The sequence below is a fragment of the Neisseria sp. P0004.S004 genome, assembly GCF_051963335.1.
GTDB lineage: Bacteria > Pseudomonadota > Gammaproteobacteria > Burkholderiales > Neisseriaceae > Neisseria.
Genome location: NZ_JBQCUK010000005.1, coordinates 115747 through 129886 on the forward strand (window position 1 = coordinate 115747; position 14140 = coordinate 129886).

The following is a 14140-nucleotide window of genomic DNA, read 5'->3' on the forward strand; positions in this document are numbered from 1 at the left end:
TTCAGACGGCCCGGGCCGTCATCTAAAAAGAGGATACGACATGAAATTCTTGAAACCCCTGACCGTTATTGCCACTGCAATTCCTTTGGCGCTCACCGGCTGTGTGACCGATCCTGTTACCGGCCAACAATCCGCCAGCAAAACCGCCATGTACGGCTTGGGCGGTGCGGCCGTTTGCGGCATCGTCGGTGCGCTGACCCACGGCGGCAAAGGCGCGCGTAACTCCGCATTGGCTTGTGGTGCAGTAGGTGCCGGTATCGGCGGTTACATGGACTACCAAGAGAAAAAACTGCGTCAAAGCCTGGCCAACACCAATATCGAAGTCGAACGCCAAGGCAACCAAATCAAGCTGGTTATGCCTGAAAACGTAACCTTCGCCACCGGCAGCGCGGCCCTGAGCGGCCAAGCTCAAAGCGCTTTGTCTGCCGCCGCGCAAACTTTGGTTCAATATCCTGACACGACTTTGACCATCAACGGCCACACCGACAACACCGGTAACGACGCCATCAACGAGCCATTGTCTCGCAACCGCGCCGAATCTGTTGCCACCTTCCTGCAATCCCGCGGCGTAAGCAGCACCCGTTTGAGCACTTTCGGTTACGGTTCCCGTCAACCCATCGCTTCTAACGCCACTGTTGAAGGCCGCGCACAAAACCGCCGCGTTGAAATCTTGATCAACCCTGACCAACGCGCCATCGATGCTGCTAAAAAACAAATGTAATCTGACCTCTGTTTGATTTACTTAATTTAAGGCCGTCTGAAATTTACGTTTCAGACGGCCTTTTCATTTGCTGTATTTATTGGCCGATTTTTCTTGCCTATCTAACTCAATATAAGATTTATTCCTTTATTAACAAGACTTTTCAATTTTTCTTTAAAAAAACTGTATTAATACTCTAATTTTTACACTAACTTAGAGTATAATTCCTAAAATTTTAAAAACACGCCTCATGCCGTCTGAAAAACGGCGGCGAAAAACACACTTATTTATATACACATCAGTCCGTTATCCAATCCATTTCATAGGATTTCAGACGGCACCATCCAGAATCTATGAAGGAGCATTCATGCAAAACAACTTTGACCCATTGATTATCCGTGACAAATCACTGATTCCCGTCGTACAGGGCGGCATGGGTGTAGGCGTTTCCGCATCAAAACTCTCCAGCGCGGTTGCACGCGAAAACGGCGTGGGTACCATCGCCAGCGTCGATTTGCGCCACTTGCATGAAGATTTGCTGGCCGAATCGAAAATCAATTCCAGCGAAGAAAAATACACCCGCCTCAACTGCATCGCGCTTGACCGCGAAATCAAAAAAGCCAAAGCCGATTCAGAAGGCAAAGGCATGATTGCCGTCAACGTCATGAAAGCCGTCAAAGACCATGCCGCCTACGTCCGCCAGGCCTGCGAATCCGGTGCGGACGCGATTGTAATGGGCGCGGGTTTGCCTTTGGACTTGCCGGAAATGGCCGAAGGCTACCACAAAGATGTCGCCCTTTTCCCTATCTTGTCCGAATCACGCGGTATCAATATCGTTTTGAAACGTTGGATGAAAAAAGGCGTTTTGCCCGATGCCATCGTTATCGAACACCCTGCCCACGCAGCCGGCCACTTGGGTGCGGCAACCGTTGACGGCGTGAACGATGCCAAATTCGAGTTCAAACGCGTCATTGAAGAGACATTTGAAGTATTCAAAAACTTAGGTTTGGAAAGCGAAAAAATCCCATTGGTACTCGCCGGCGGTATGGCAAATTTTGAAAAAGTCAAAACAGCCTTGAAAAACTGGGGCGCATCCGCCGTCCAAATCGGTACCGCATTTGCCGTAACCGAAGAAGGCGATGCCCACATCAACTTCAAAAAAACGCTGGCCGGTGCGGAAACCGAAAAAGTGGTTGAATTCATGTCTGTCGCCGGTTTGCCTGCTCGCGGCGTGCGCACCAAATTCCTCGACAGCTACATCAAACGCGAAGCCAAATTGCAAGCCAACGCCAAAAACGATCCGCGCCGTTGCACCCAAGGCCTGAACTGCCTGACCAGCTGCGGCTTGCGCGACGGTTTGGCCAAAGCCGGTCAATTCTGTATCGACATCCAACTTTCCGCAGCATTCCGCGGCGAAGTCGATAAAGGCCTGTTTTTCCGCGGCAAAGACCCATTGCCGTTTGGCAACGCCATCCGCACGGTTCAAGAAACCATTCATTATCTCTTGAACGGTTCCATGCCCGTCGTCTCTGCCAAATAAACGCATCAATATTCAAAAGGCCGTCTGAAAAACATTTAAACCCTGTTTTCAGACGGCCTTTTTGTCCCAATCCATCTAAAAAATGCTAAGATTATTGCCTGAATTTATCCGGTTGAAACATCATGAACCCATTATTGAACCATCTCAAACCCTATCCTTTCGCCCGCCTGCGTGAAGCCATGCAAGGCATTGATGCACCCGAAGGCGTAACGCCCATTCATCTGCAAATCGGCGAGCCGAAACACCCGACGCCCAAAGTCATCACCGATGCGCTGACCGCCTCCCTGCACGAACTGGAAAAATATCCGCTGACCGCAGGCCTGCCCGAACTGCGCCAAGCCTGCGCCGAATGGGTTGCCCGCCGTTATGATGGTTTGAGCCTCAATCCCGACAATGAAATCCTGCCCGTATTGGGCAGCCGGGAAGCATTGTTCTCCTTCATCCAAACTGTTCTGAATCCGGCTTCAGACGGCCCCAAACCGGTCGTTATCAGCCCTAATCCTTTCTATCAAATTTATGAAGGCGCGACTATATTGGGCGGCGGCGAAATCCATTTTGCCAACTGTCCGGCACCCAGCTTCAATCCCGATTGGAGCAGCCTGCCCGAAGACGTATGGCGGCGCACCAAAGTCCTGATTGTCTGCTCGCCCAACAACCCGAGCGGCAGCGTCCTGCAATTAGAAGATTGGAAAGAAATTTTTGATTTGCAAGACAAATACGGCTTCGTTATTGCCTCTGACGAATGCTATTCCGAAATTTATTTTGACGACAACAAACCGATCGGCGGCTTACAGGCTGCGGCGCAATTAGGTCGCGGCACGCACAACATCGTGATGTTCACCAGCCTGTCCAAACGCTCCAATGTCCCCGGTTTGCGTTCCGGCTTTGTCGCAGGCGATGCCGAGTTGCTCAAAAACTTCCTGCTCTACCGCACCTACCACGGCAGCGCGATGAGCATTCCCGTCCAACGCGCCAGCATTGCCGCTTGGAACGACGAAGAACACGTCGTTGACAACCGCCGCCTCTACCAAGAAAAATTCGACCACGTTATCCCCATTTTGCAACAGGCATTCGATGTCAAACTGCCTGACGCGTCGTTCTACATTTGGTTGAAAGTTCCCGATGGCGACGACTTGGCATTTACGCGCAACCTGTGGCAGAAAGCCGCTATCCAAGTGTTGCCCGGCCGCTTCCTCGCCCGCGATACCGAACAAGGCAATCCGGGAGAAGGCTACGTCCGCATCGCTCTGGTTGCCGATGTGGAAAGCTGCGTCAAAGCGGCTGAAACCATGGTTGCTTTATACCGCCGATAAAACAAAGGCCGTCTGAAATTTCAGACGGCCTTTTAAAATCGACCAAGTTATATCACGAAATCCAACAGATAAAAATCTTCTTTGCCTACGCCGCACTCAGGGCATTTCCAGTCGTCAGGAATATCCTCAAACTTGGTTCCTGCAGGCAGGCCGTGCTCAGGGTCGCCGAGGTCTTCGTCATAAATCCAGCCGCAAGGGCCGCACATATATTGAGCCATTTTGTGTTCCTTCTATTTTAAAAGGCCGTCTGAAACCGTATTTTCAGACGGCCTTTTGTGTGTTTTATTGCTGATATTTTGAATTTATTGCGCTGCTTCCAAAGCGGCGATTTCTTTACGCAGGTGTTTGATGGCCGGTGTTACGATGGCGACAAACATAGCCTCGCGGACGCGGCGTTGCGCCGGACTGCGCATCAGATAGCCTTTCGCGCCTGCATGCAATGCGGCAGATTGAGTGGCGTTCAGTGCCAACACAGCAGCCGCTTCACGCAGTTTTAAGGTTGCCAGCATATCAGGTTTGTTGTTCCACGCATCATCGGCAAGGCGTTCGGTTTCTGCCCATGCACCGTCCAACGCGGCTTTCAAATCATCGTAGCTGTGGTCGAGGTATGAGTTCACTTCTGCGTTCACCACATTGGCCATGCGGATAATGCCGAGCGCACCGTCAATCACACCGGCGCCAATACCCATTTGCAGCAAGATGAAACCGGCTTTAATGGTCGGGATATAAGACTGGAACTGCTCAGGCGCAGCAATCACATCTTCATCGGGAATAAACACGTCTTTAAAATTCAGGCTGTAAGTGCGCGTGCCTTCCAAACCACAGAACTCAGGGCAATCTTGCAGGGTAACGCCTTCCCATTGACCGCCGGTGATAAACATCACATAGCTGTCGCCGACTTGGGCGGTATTCGCCCAAATATGGTCTTCGCCGATATTGGATACCCAAGGTAAAGCGCCGTTGACTTTGTAGCCGCCCTCAACGCGCTCGGCTTGCAGGTTGTGTTTTTCAATGCCGGCAAGGTGTTTGACGGTATTGGACATGCCCGTACCGGCCAAGACTTTACCCTGCAGAATATCGGCCAAATATTTGTCTTTAACCGCTTGGTTTGGCGATTGGTGCAGATACCACGCGCAAGCCGCCTGACACCATGCGCTGAACGAAGTCGCGCCGCATTCTTTACCGATTTCGCGCAATACGGCGATTTGCGTTGCCAAACCCAAACCGTTGCCGCCTTCTTCAACCGTACCGGCCGCGGCAAAACTGCCGATTTTGCCCAATTCCAGCATAAATTCTTTCGGGTACAGGCCTTTGCGGTCGATGTCGTCCACCAATGGTTTTAATTTGCTTTTAACGAGTTCGGCAACATTGTTCAGTAAAGCTTCGCGTGTCATTTTTTTTTCCTCTGGATATTTTGGCGATATTGAGTTCTTTTAAGAAAGGCCGTCTGAATTTTCAGACGGCCTTTGATGGGATTAGGCAAATGCCTGCAATTCAGGGTTGATTTCGGTTTTGGCAAGGTTGTTGACGTAGTTGCACAAGGTTGCCAAAGCAACGCCCATAACGACTTCAACGGCTTGCTGTTGGTTGTAACCGGCATCGAAGAATGCTTTCAGCTCGTCGTCGGATACCGCGCCTTTTTTCGCCATAACGGCTTGGGTGAATGTCGCCAAAGCACTCAGTTTGGCATCGTCAAACTCGCCTGCAGCCAACGCGCGCGCAGCTTTAATGGATTGTTCGGAAAGCAGTTTTTTCAAGGTTGCCAGTTTAGTGTGGCCGGCAACGCAAAAGCCGCATTCATTGGTACGCGCGGCAATAATTTGAATAACTTCGACTTCGCCGGCAGTCAGGCTGTTGGCACCATTCATTTTGCCGACTTCTTGATAAAACGCCAAAGCTTCAGGCGCATTAGCCAAAACGCCAATCAGGTTAGGAATAAAGCCATTGTTTTTCAATACGGCTTCAACGCGTGGTTTGGCGGCTTCAGGAGCGGTTTCGACTGTGTGTATGGTTAAACGTGACATCTTTATGACCTTTTTTGTAATAAAACGAAGTGGGCATGATAAGCCATTCGTTTTTGTTAGAAAAAGATTAATTGGTTATTTACCGTAAACCAAAAGTTATAAGGCCGTCCGAACGGATTCAGACGGCCTTATCATAAGGATTCAACTCATTATTTTATAAAGTTTTTCAGCAGCATAGAAGCGATATCGTCCAAGCCGAAGCCATCCGCATCTTGAGCCGTGCCGTTAGGCGTCGCTTTATCGACCAAGTCTGGCAACACTTTTGCCAACAAATCGCCTGCTTGGCCGGCATCCACGCCGAATTTTTGCGCGATTTGGTTCACGGTATCGCTGCCCAACGCATCTTGCAGGTCGCTGCCGGATACAGGCAGGTTGCTGGATTGGTTGGACACCCAGCTGCTCAGGGCATCACCCAAACCGCCTTGTTGCAGTTGGTTGATCAGGTTGCCCACGCCGCCTTGCTGTTTAACCAAATCCATCGCCATATCGGTCAGAGAACCTTGTGCACCGTTTTCGCTGTTGCCACCCAACATTTGGGTAGCCGCATTCAAAAGATTGTCCATGAGTGCCATGACTTTTTCCTTGTGTGTGTTTATGTCTAAAAAAAGAAAGCGGAGTGTAGCAAAATTTATGCCGGAAAAAATCAGGCTTAACCAAACTAAACTTCTTTTATCCCAAAGCCGTAACAAAACCAAGGCCGTCTGAAACCCGGTTTCAGACGGACTTTATAATGAATAATGCTATTCTTCGCGACCATTGAAATACTCGGCCGCGCCACCTTCAAAAAAACCTTGCAAAATCGCCTGGGCCGCTACTTGGTCAAGTACGGATTTTTGTTTTTGGCCAAACACTTGGGCTTCAGCAAGCAAGCTTTCCGCGTATAGGGAAGACATCCTTTCGTCCACCCAATAAACCGGCAAATTAAAACGTCCGTGCAAACGGCGGCCAAACTTGCGGCTCAAACGGGTCAGCTCATGCTCCGTGCCGTCGGTATGCGTCGGCAGGCCGACCACAAAATACTTGGGTTGCCATTCCTTGACCAACTTGGCAATGGCCTCAAATTTTTCATCATTGCTGTTGCCGGTTACCGTCGCCAGCGGATGGGTCATGCCTAACTCGGCATCGCCCTGCGCCACACCGATACGCGCCTCGCCGAAGTCAAAGGCCAAAACCGTGCCTTTTGGTGCATCAGGCATGACCGACTCCTGAAACCAAGGCATTCGGATTGACGCCCAATTTTTCAAAAGCAGCGGCATAACGGAGTTCGTAAGGCACATCAAACAGAATATGCTCGTCCGCAGGGACGGTCAGCCAAACATTTTCTGCCAGCTCGCGTTCCAACTGTCCTTTGCCCCATTTCGAATAACCAATGCTGATCAAAGCCTTATCAACCGCACCTTCTTTAGACAGGTTTTCAATCACATCTCGCGAAGAAGTCAGCGCGACGTTATCGGTTACCACCATGCTGTTTTGCCAGCGGCCGATCGGCGTATGCACGACATAGCCGCGCTCAATCTGAACCGGCCCGCCCATCATCACGTTTTCATGTTGCAGGCGCAACGGGATATTGCGGTCGGCGGCGGCGAAAATCATGTCCATGGTAATCGGCGAAGGCTTGTTGATGATGATGCCCAGCGCACCTTCTTCATCGTGTTCGCACACATAAATGACCGTATCCGTAAAAAACGGATCGTCCATATGAGGCATGGCAATCAGGAAATGGTTGGCTAAATTCATATTCTTCTTAATCTATTAAGCTGATTTTATTATTTTTGGCCGTCGGAAATCGGCGCGTCCACCACGCAGGCGCCGTAAACCGCGCCGCCTGCCGGTACCGGTGTATCGGTTTTCGCATGGGTAAAACACGATACCGCGCTCAAAGAGTTTTTCGGCGAGCCTTGAACGATTTTATCGCTGTACACCAAATAAGCGAAAGACTTACGTTTCGGATCGTAGTAGCGGATAATCTGCTGGCTCTTAAATGCCATGCTGGCGCTGCGTTTGAACACTTGTCGCGGTTTCAAAACTTCAGACTCGTTATAACGGATGACTTCCGCACTTTGAACGCAGGAAACCGATGCATCGCTGGCATCTTCTTCCAGATTGACCGTTTCTTTCAAACCGCCTTTTTTCGCGTACGAAATATAGCAGGCAACCCCCTGCACATCAGGATCGTCAAAACCTTCCACTTCAATACGGTCGTTTTTACCCAACATATGAAACACTGTACTGGCGCGTCCGATTTTATCGGTATCGTTACCGCAAGCCGCCAAAACCATGGCGCCCAACACTACTAATAAATATTTTTTCATAATATCCTGTCAATGCAGACTGTCAGTTTCCAGATAGGCGGAATCATATCCGCCTACTCCATCATTACTATATAAGACCGTTCGTCCATATTGCAACCCAATATTATTTTCAGACGGCCTGACAGACAGTATAATCCGTCCTATTGTTCCTACTTTATATAGCAAGATCGAACCATGCGTTACAAACCCCTCATCCTCGCCCTGTTGCTCAGCTTCTCCCTGCCAACCTATGCTGCCAAAGACGCGCCGAAAGAAAAAGTGGCCGCCGTCAAAAAAGCTGCGCCCGTGAAAAAAGAGAAAGAAGCCGCCAAGGCGGATGTCAAAAAAGAAACCCCAAAAAAACAAGCGGTAAAAGAAAAAGAGGAAGACAAAAAAGCGGTTAAAGCCAAAGCCTCCAAAGAGAAGGAAACCGCCGACAAAAACGAACGCGCTTCAGCCAAAAACAAACCGGCTAAAGCCGCCGAGGCCGCGGCCGACAATAAAAAGGCCAACCGCAAAGCCGAAGAGCCTAAAGAAACAGCCAAAGACAAAAAAGCCGCAGCCGCAAAACCCGGCAAAGCCAAAGAACAAGACAAAAAACCTGTTGAAGATAAAAAAGATAGCAAAGCCAAAGAACCTGTAAAAAAAGCAGAACCTAAAGAAACCAAAACCAAAGAGCCTGCTAAAAAAGCGACTGAGGATAAAAAAGAGCGTCAATCCAAAGAGCCAGCAAAAAAAGCAGCCGAAGACAAAAAGGCTGACGCTAAAGAAACCAAAGCCAAAGAGCCTGCCAAAAAAGCTGTTGAAGATAAAAAAGACACAAAAGCCAAAGAGCAAAACAAAAAAGACGAGCCTAAAGCTGAGCCTAAAGCCGTCTCTTCAGCCGACAACGATTTCAAAGCAGCCGTGACTGCCGCCGCCAACGAGATGGAAAGCAAGAAATCCTTTGCCAAACGCAACGAGGGTTTCATTATCCATGTCAATGCCACGCTCAAACAGCTGCAACAAACACGCAACAACCTCTCCGGCATCAACCGCAAACAACGCGACGCTTGGGAAAAATTCCAAAAACTCAATGCCGATGCCAACCAGTTGAAAGCCGAAGTTTCCAACACGCGCGCCCAAATTTCGCGCTTTGTGTCCGGCAACTATAAAAACAGCCAGCCCAACGCGGTCGCCCTCTTCCTGAAAAACGCCGATGCCGGTCAAAAAACCCGCTTCCTGCGTTACACGCGTTATATCAACAACGCCAACGACCAAGTCATGAGAGACTTGGAAAAACAACAAAAAGAGCTGGCGGCGCAAGAGCAAAAAATCAACAATGAATTGGCTTACCTGAAAAAACTGCAAGCCAACATCCAAGCTTCGTTGCATCAACAAGGCGTAACCAATACCGCCGAACAAGCCGAAAGCCGCCGTCAAAACGCGCAAATGGCCAAAGAAGCGCAAAAGAAAATCAACCACAGAGAAAACGAGCAACGCCTCAACAATCTCTTGAAAGATTTGGAAAAACGCAAAGCCGAGCAACGCAAAGCCGAAGCAGAAGCGCGTAAAAAAGCCGCCGAAGCCCGTTTGGCCGCTGCCGAAAAAGCACGCAAAGAGCAGGCTGCCGCCCAACAAAAAGCCGAAGCCGAACGCGCCGCCATGTCCACGCTGACTGACGAAGACATGAAACTGCAAGCCCCAAATACCCAAGGCTTGACCGTCAGCAACGTCAACAGCTTCAGCCGAATGCAAGGCCGTCTGAAAAAACCGGTTAACGGCACACTGGCAGGCCTGTTCGGCCAAGACCGCGGCGATGGCGAAGTTTGGAAAGGCGTGTTCTACAATACCGTTCCGGCCCCGGTCAGCAGCATTGCCTCAGGCACGGTTACTTTTGCCGGCGAGCTTGAAGGCTACGGCAAAGTAGTCGTCCTCGACCACGGCGACGGCTATGTCAGCATTTACTCCGGCCTGAGCGAAATTGACATCGCCCAAAACTACGCCGTCAATGCCGGCAGCAAGATTGGTACCAGCGGCACTTTGCCGTCGGGCGAAACCGGCCTTTACCTTGAAGTCCGCTACAACGGACAAGTCATGAATCCGCTTTCATGGATTAACTGATGTTTCAGACGGCCTGAGTGAATTTTCCCTCCAGGCCGTCTGAATTTTCATCATAAACTACAATAAAACACGATTTTCACGCCTGTTCAGCACATTAAACAACAAACTTTTACCTTAAACTTATTGTTCCGAGCGTTTAAATCACATAAAGTCAACGGGTTCAGAGAAAACAAAAACCACTTTGCTTACCGTACACAAAAAGAAAGTCAAACGAATGTCAACAAAATCCACTTTGAAAAAAGTTGCAATCTACACTCTCGGCGCATTTAGCGGCATCGCCCTCAGTCTGAGTGTACAAAGTTTTGCCGCCGAAAAAGACAAAAAAGACAACGAGGCCCTGCCCGTGCAGACCATCCGCACCATGGCAGAAGTGTACGGCCAAATCAAAGCCAACTATTACCAAGACAAACCCGACGCCGAGCTTTTTGAAGGCGCAATGAAAGGCATGGTGTCCGATCTCGATCCGCATTCCGAGTATATGGACAAAAAAGGCTATGCCGAAATGAAAGAATCCACCAGCGGCGAATTCGGCGGCCTGGGCATGGAAATCGGACAAGAAGACGGCTTCGTCAAAGTCGTTGCCCCGATTGAAGACACTCCGGCAGAACGCGCCGGCGTAAAAAGCGGCGACTTCATCGTCAAAATCGACAATACCTCTACCCGCGGCCTGACCGTCAGCGAAGCCGTCAAAAAAATGCGCGGCAAACCGGGTACCAAAATCACCCTGACTCTTTCACGCAAAAATGCCGACAAACCCATCGTCGTCAACCTGACCCGCGCCATCATTAAAGTCAAAAGCGTGCGCCATCATCTGCTTGAAAAAGACTACGGTTACATCCGCGTTTCCCAATTCCAAGAGCGCACCGTTGCCGCGCTCAACGAAGCCGCACAAGCCCTTGTCAAAGAAAACAAAGGTCCGCTCAAAGGCATCATTCTCGACTTGCGCGACGACCCGGGCGGCCTGCTCAACGGCGCAGTCGGCGTATCAGCAGCCTTCCTGCAACCTGACGTAACCGTTGTCAGCACCAAAGGCCGCAACAAAAAAGAAGGCATGGTTCTCAAAGCAACTGCCGAAGACTATATCACCACCAGCGGCAAAGACCCGTTGGCCGGATTGCCTGCCGAGCTGAAAACCATTCCTATGACCGTCCTAATTAACGCAGGCTCTGCCTCCGCTTCCGAAATCGTTGCCGGCGCATTGCAAGACCACAAACGCGCCGTCGTCGTCGGCACACAAAGTTTCGGCAAAGGCTCAGTGCAAACCCTGATTCCGCTTTCCGGCGGCAGCGCAGTCAAACTGACCACCGCCCTTTACTACACGCCAAACGACCGCTCGATTCAGGCGCAAGGCATTGTCCCTGACGTTGAAGTTAAAGACAAAGACCGCGCCTTTGAAAGCCGCGAAGCCGATTTGGTCGGCCATATCGGTAATCCGCTGGGCGGCCAAGACGTCAACAGCAGCAACGAAACGCCTGCCAACACAGAAACCAAAGCCGATAAAGATAAGTCTAAAAAAGACAAAGACGAAGATATCTCCAGCCGCCACATTCCCAATCCGGCCAAAGACGATCAGCTCCGCAAAGCCTTGGACTTGGTAAAAAATCCAGCCGAATGGCAAAAATCTTTGGGCTTGGCAGCGAAAAAACCTGCACCGAAAAAAGATGCAGATAAAGACAGCAAAAAATAAACCAGTTATTTCTCAATAAAAAAGGTCGTCTGAAAACGATATGATTGTTTTCAGACGACCTTTTCACACATCAAATATTCCACAGGGAAAACACCATGGCAAAAGCCCCCAAAACCATCTACCAATGTTCCGAATGCGGCGGTACTTCCCCGAAATGGCAGGGTAAATGCCCGCATTGCGGCGAGTGGAACACGCTTCAGGAAAGCCTGGCCGCGCCCGAGCCGAAAAACGCCCGCTTCCAATCTTGGGCGGCGGATACCTCGACCGTCCAATCCCTCTCCGCCGTTACCGCGACCGAAGTGCCGCGCAATCCGACCGGCATGGGAGAACTTGACCGCGTATTGGGCGGCGGTTTGGTTGATGGCGCGGTCATCCTGCTCGGCGGCGACCCCGGCATCGGCAAATCCACGCTGCTGTTGCAAACCATCGCCAAAATGGCGCAAAGCCGCAAAGTGCTGTACGTTTCCGGCGAAGAATCCGCCCAACAGGTCGCCCTGCGCGCGCAGCGTTTGGAATTGCCCACAGAAGGCGTGAACCTGCTTGCTGAAATCCGCATGGAAGCGATTCAGACGGCCTTGAAACAGCATCAGCCCGAAGTCGTGGTCATCGACTCCATCCAAACCATGTATTCCGACCAAATCACTTCCGCCCCCGGCTCCGTGTCGCAGGTGCGCGAATGCGCCGCCCAACTGACGCGTATGGCAAAACAGATGGGCATCGCCATGATACTGGTCGGACACGTTACCAAAGACGGCGCGATTGCCGGCCCGCGCGTGCTGGAACACATGGTCGATACCGTGCTGTATTTCGAGGGCGACCAACATTCCAACTACCGCATGATACGCGCCATTAAAAACCGTTTCGGTGCGGCAAACGAACTGGGCGTATTCGCCATGACCGAAAACGGTTTAAAAGGCGTATCCAACCCGTCCGCCATCTTCCTCGCCAGCTACCGCGATGACACGCCCGGCTCGTGCGTTTTGGTTACTCAGGAAGGCAGCCGCCCGCTTCTCGTCGAAATTCAGGCATTGGTCGATGACGCGCACGGCTTCACCCCCAAACGCCTCACCGTCGGCCTTGAACAAAACCGCCTCGCCATGCTGCTCGCCGTCCTCAACCGCCACGGCGGCATTGCCTGCTTTGACCAAGACGTGTTCCTCAACGCCGTCGGCGGCGTTAAAATCGGCGAACCCGCCGCCGACCTCGCCGTCATCCTCGCCATGCTCTCCAGCTTCCGCAACCGACCCATGCCTGAAAAAACCGTGGTTTTCGGCGAAATCGGCTTAAGCGGCGAAGTCCGCCCCGTCGCACGCGGGCAAGAGCGGCTCAAAGAAGCGGAAAAACTCGGCTTCAAACGCGCCATCGTCCCAAAAGCCAATATGCCGCGCAATGCCAAAGAGTTTCCAAACCTGAAAATCTACGGCGTCAGCAGTTTGCAGGAAGCGATTGACGTCTGTCGTGACGGGGACTAAACCGTTTCGATAATCTGATTCAAAAAACAATCAGCTAAAAGGCCGTCTGAAAGTTTTCAGACGGCCTCTCTTTAAATTTAAATAATTTTGTTATATTATAACGAACGACTTTATTCTATCTTTTCTACACATCGAAAATCGGAGAGAAATCATGAAAAAAACCGCTTTGCTTATCGCATCCGCCTTCCTGTTCAGCACTGCCGCACACGCCCACCGCGTTTGGGTTGAAACCGCCCACACACATGGCGGCGAATACCTTGAAGCCGAATTGGGCTATGGCGAATTCCCGGAGCTTGAGCCCATCGCCAAAGACCGCCTGCACATTTTCAGCAAACCCATGCAACTGGTGACTGAAAAAGGCAAAGAAAACATGATTCAAAAAGGCACATACAATTACCAATACCGCAGCAAACTGCCAGTCAAAGACGGCAGCTATTTGGTAACCGCCGAATACCAACCGACTTTCTGGTCAAAAAACAGCGCAGGTTGGAAGCAGGCAAGCATCAAAGAAATGCCTGATGCAAGCTATTGCGAACAAACCCGTATGTTTGGTAAAAACATCGTCAATGTCGGCCATGAAAGCGCAGATACCGCCATCATCACCAAACAAGTCGGCCAACATTTGGAAATCGTACCTTTAGACAACCCTGCCAACGTCCACGTCGGCGAACGCTTCAAAGTCCGCGTCCTCTTCAATGGCGAGCCGCTGCCGAACGCCACCGTTACCGCCACATTTGACGGCTTCGACACCAGCGACCGCAGCAAAACCCATAAAACCGAAGCCCAAGCCTTCTCCGATACTACCGATGACAAAGGCGAAGTCAGCATCATTCCATTGCGCCAAGGTTTCTGGAAAGCCAGCGTAGAACACAAAGCCGATTTCCCCGATCAAAGCGTGTGCCAAAAACAGGCGAATTACACCACTTTGACTTTCCAAATCGGTCATTCACATCATTGATTTTTCCATAACAAAAGGCCGTCTGAATAGTTCAGACGGCCTTTATTCATCC

At 50.8% G+C, this 14140-nt stretch carries 14 protein-coding genes; 7 read left to right on the forward strand and 7 right to left on the reverse strand.

All coding sequences use genetic code 11. From position 1 onward, the window contains the following. The first annotated feature begins 40 nt into the window (after positions 1 to 40). From ACTHRY_RS05895 to dapC, 3 genes are all read left to right on the forward strand, one after another. Positions 41 to 721: an OmpA family protein gene (locus tag ACTHRY_RS05895; protein WP_003747310.1), complete on the forward strand. Its 681-nt coding sequence runs from the start codon at positions 41 to 43 to the stop codon at positions 719 to 721. Between the two features lie 346 nt (positions 722 to 1067). Continuing rightward, on the forward strand, positions 1068 to 2240 hold the full coding sequence (locus tag ACTHRY_RS05900) for an NAD(P)H-dependent flavin oxidoreductase (RefSeq protein WP_440374106.1): 1173 nt from the start codon (positions 1068 to 1070) through the stop codon (positions 2238 to 2240). Positions 2241 to 2362: 122 nt separating this feature from the next. Next, complete coding sequence (gene dapC, locus ACTHRY_RS05905) at positions 2363 to 3553, forward strand: succinyldiaminopimelate transaminase (protein WP_440374107.1); 1191 nt, start codon at positions 2363 to 2365, stop codon at positions 3551 to 3553. Between the two features lie 47 nt (positions 3554 to 3600). On the opposite strand, the gene ACTHRY_RS05910 is transcribed toward dapC, so the two are convergent. The 7 genes from ACTHRY_RS05910 to ACTHRY_RS05940 form a co-directional block, all read right to left on the reverse strand. Then, entirely contained in the window at positions 3601 to 3771 is a 171-nt protein-coding gene (locus ACTHRY_RS05910) for a rubredoxin (RefSeq protein ID WP_003680460.1), read from the reverse strand. Between the two features lie 84 nt (positions 3772 to 3855). Beyond that, a complete protein-coding gene (locus ACTHRY_RS05915) occupies positions 3856 to 4947 on the reverse strand; it encodes an acyl-CoA dehydrogenase family protein (protein WP_440374108.1) in 1092 nt (363 codons plus the stop codon). Positions 4948 to 5028: 81 nt separating this feature from the next. After that, the gene (locus ACTHRY_RS05920) at positions 5029 to 5577 is read right to left on the reverse strand and encodes a carboxymuconolactone decarboxylase family protein (protein WP_003747319.1); all 549 of its coding nucleotides are present in this window, start codon (positions 5575 to 5577) and stop codon (positions 5029 to 5031) included. A 149-nt stretch (positions 5578 to 5726) separates the two neighbouring features. Further along, positions 5727 to 6149: a YidB family protein gene (locus ACTHRY_RS05925; protein ID WP_049322878.1), complete on the reverse strand. Its 423-nt coding sequence runs from the start codon at positions 6147 to 6149 to the stop codon at positions 5727 to 5729. Positions 6150 to 6317: 168 nt separating this feature from the next. Next, on the reverse strand, positions 6318 to 6773 hold the full coding sequence (gene ruvX, locus ACTHRY_RS05930) for a Holliday junction resolvase RuvX (protein WP_049322877.1): 456 nt from the start codon (positions 6771 to 6773) through the stop codon (positions 6318 to 6320). Continuing rightward, the gene (locus ACTHRY_RS05935) at positions 6766 to 7314 is read right to left on the reverse strand and encodes a YqgE/AlgH family protein (RefSeq protein ID WP_049322876.1); all 549 of its coding nucleotides are present in this window, start codon (positions 7312 to 7314) and stop codon (positions 6766 to 6768) included. The genes ruvX and ACTHRY_RS05935 overlap by 8 nt, the downstream gene beginning before the upstream one ends. Positions 7315 to 7343: 29 nt before the next feature. Then, entirely contained in the window at positions 7344 to 7889 is a 546-nt protein-coding gene (locus ACTHRY_RS05940; RefSeq protein WP_049322875.1) for a CreA family protein, read from the reverse strand. A 174-nt stretch (positions 7890 to 8063) separates the two neighbouring features. Here ACTHRY_RS05940 and ACTHRY_RS05945 point away from each other — a divergent pair, with 174 nt between their 5' ends. The 4 genes from ACTHRY_RS05945 (at position 8064) to ACTHRY_RS05960 (ending at position 14088) form a co-directional block, all read left to right on the forward strand. Beyond that, positions 8064 to 9971: a peptidoglycan DD-metalloendopeptidase family protein gene (locus ACTHRY_RS05945; RefSeq protein WP_049322874.1), complete on the forward strand. Its 1908-nt coding sequence runs from the start codon at positions 8064 to 8066 to the stop codon at positions 9969 to 9971. Positions 9972 to 10185: 214 nt separating this feature from the next. Beyond that, complete coding sequence (locus tag ACTHRY_RS05950; protein ID WP_049322873.1) at positions 10186 to 11658, forward strand: S41 family peptidase; 1473 nt, start codon at positions 10186 to 10188, stop codon at positions 11656 to 11658. Between the two features lie 95 nt (positions 11659 to 11753). Next, positions 11754 to 13130, forward strand: a complete 1377-nt coding sequence (gene radA, locus ACTHRY_RS05955) for a DNA repair protein RadA (RefSeq protein WP_049322871.1) — start codon at positions 11754 to 11756, stop codon at positions 13128 to 13130. A gap of 151 nt (positions 13131 to 13281) precedes the next feature. Beyond that, positions 13282 to 14088 carry a DUF4198 domain-containing protein gene (locus ACTHRY_RS05960; protein ID WP_003685136.1) on the forward strand — a complete coding sequence of 269 codons (807 nt, stop codon included), beginning with the start codon at positions 13282 to 13284 and terminating at the stop codon, positions 14086 to 14088. The last annotated feature ends 52 nt before the right edge of the window (positions 14089 to 14140 follow it).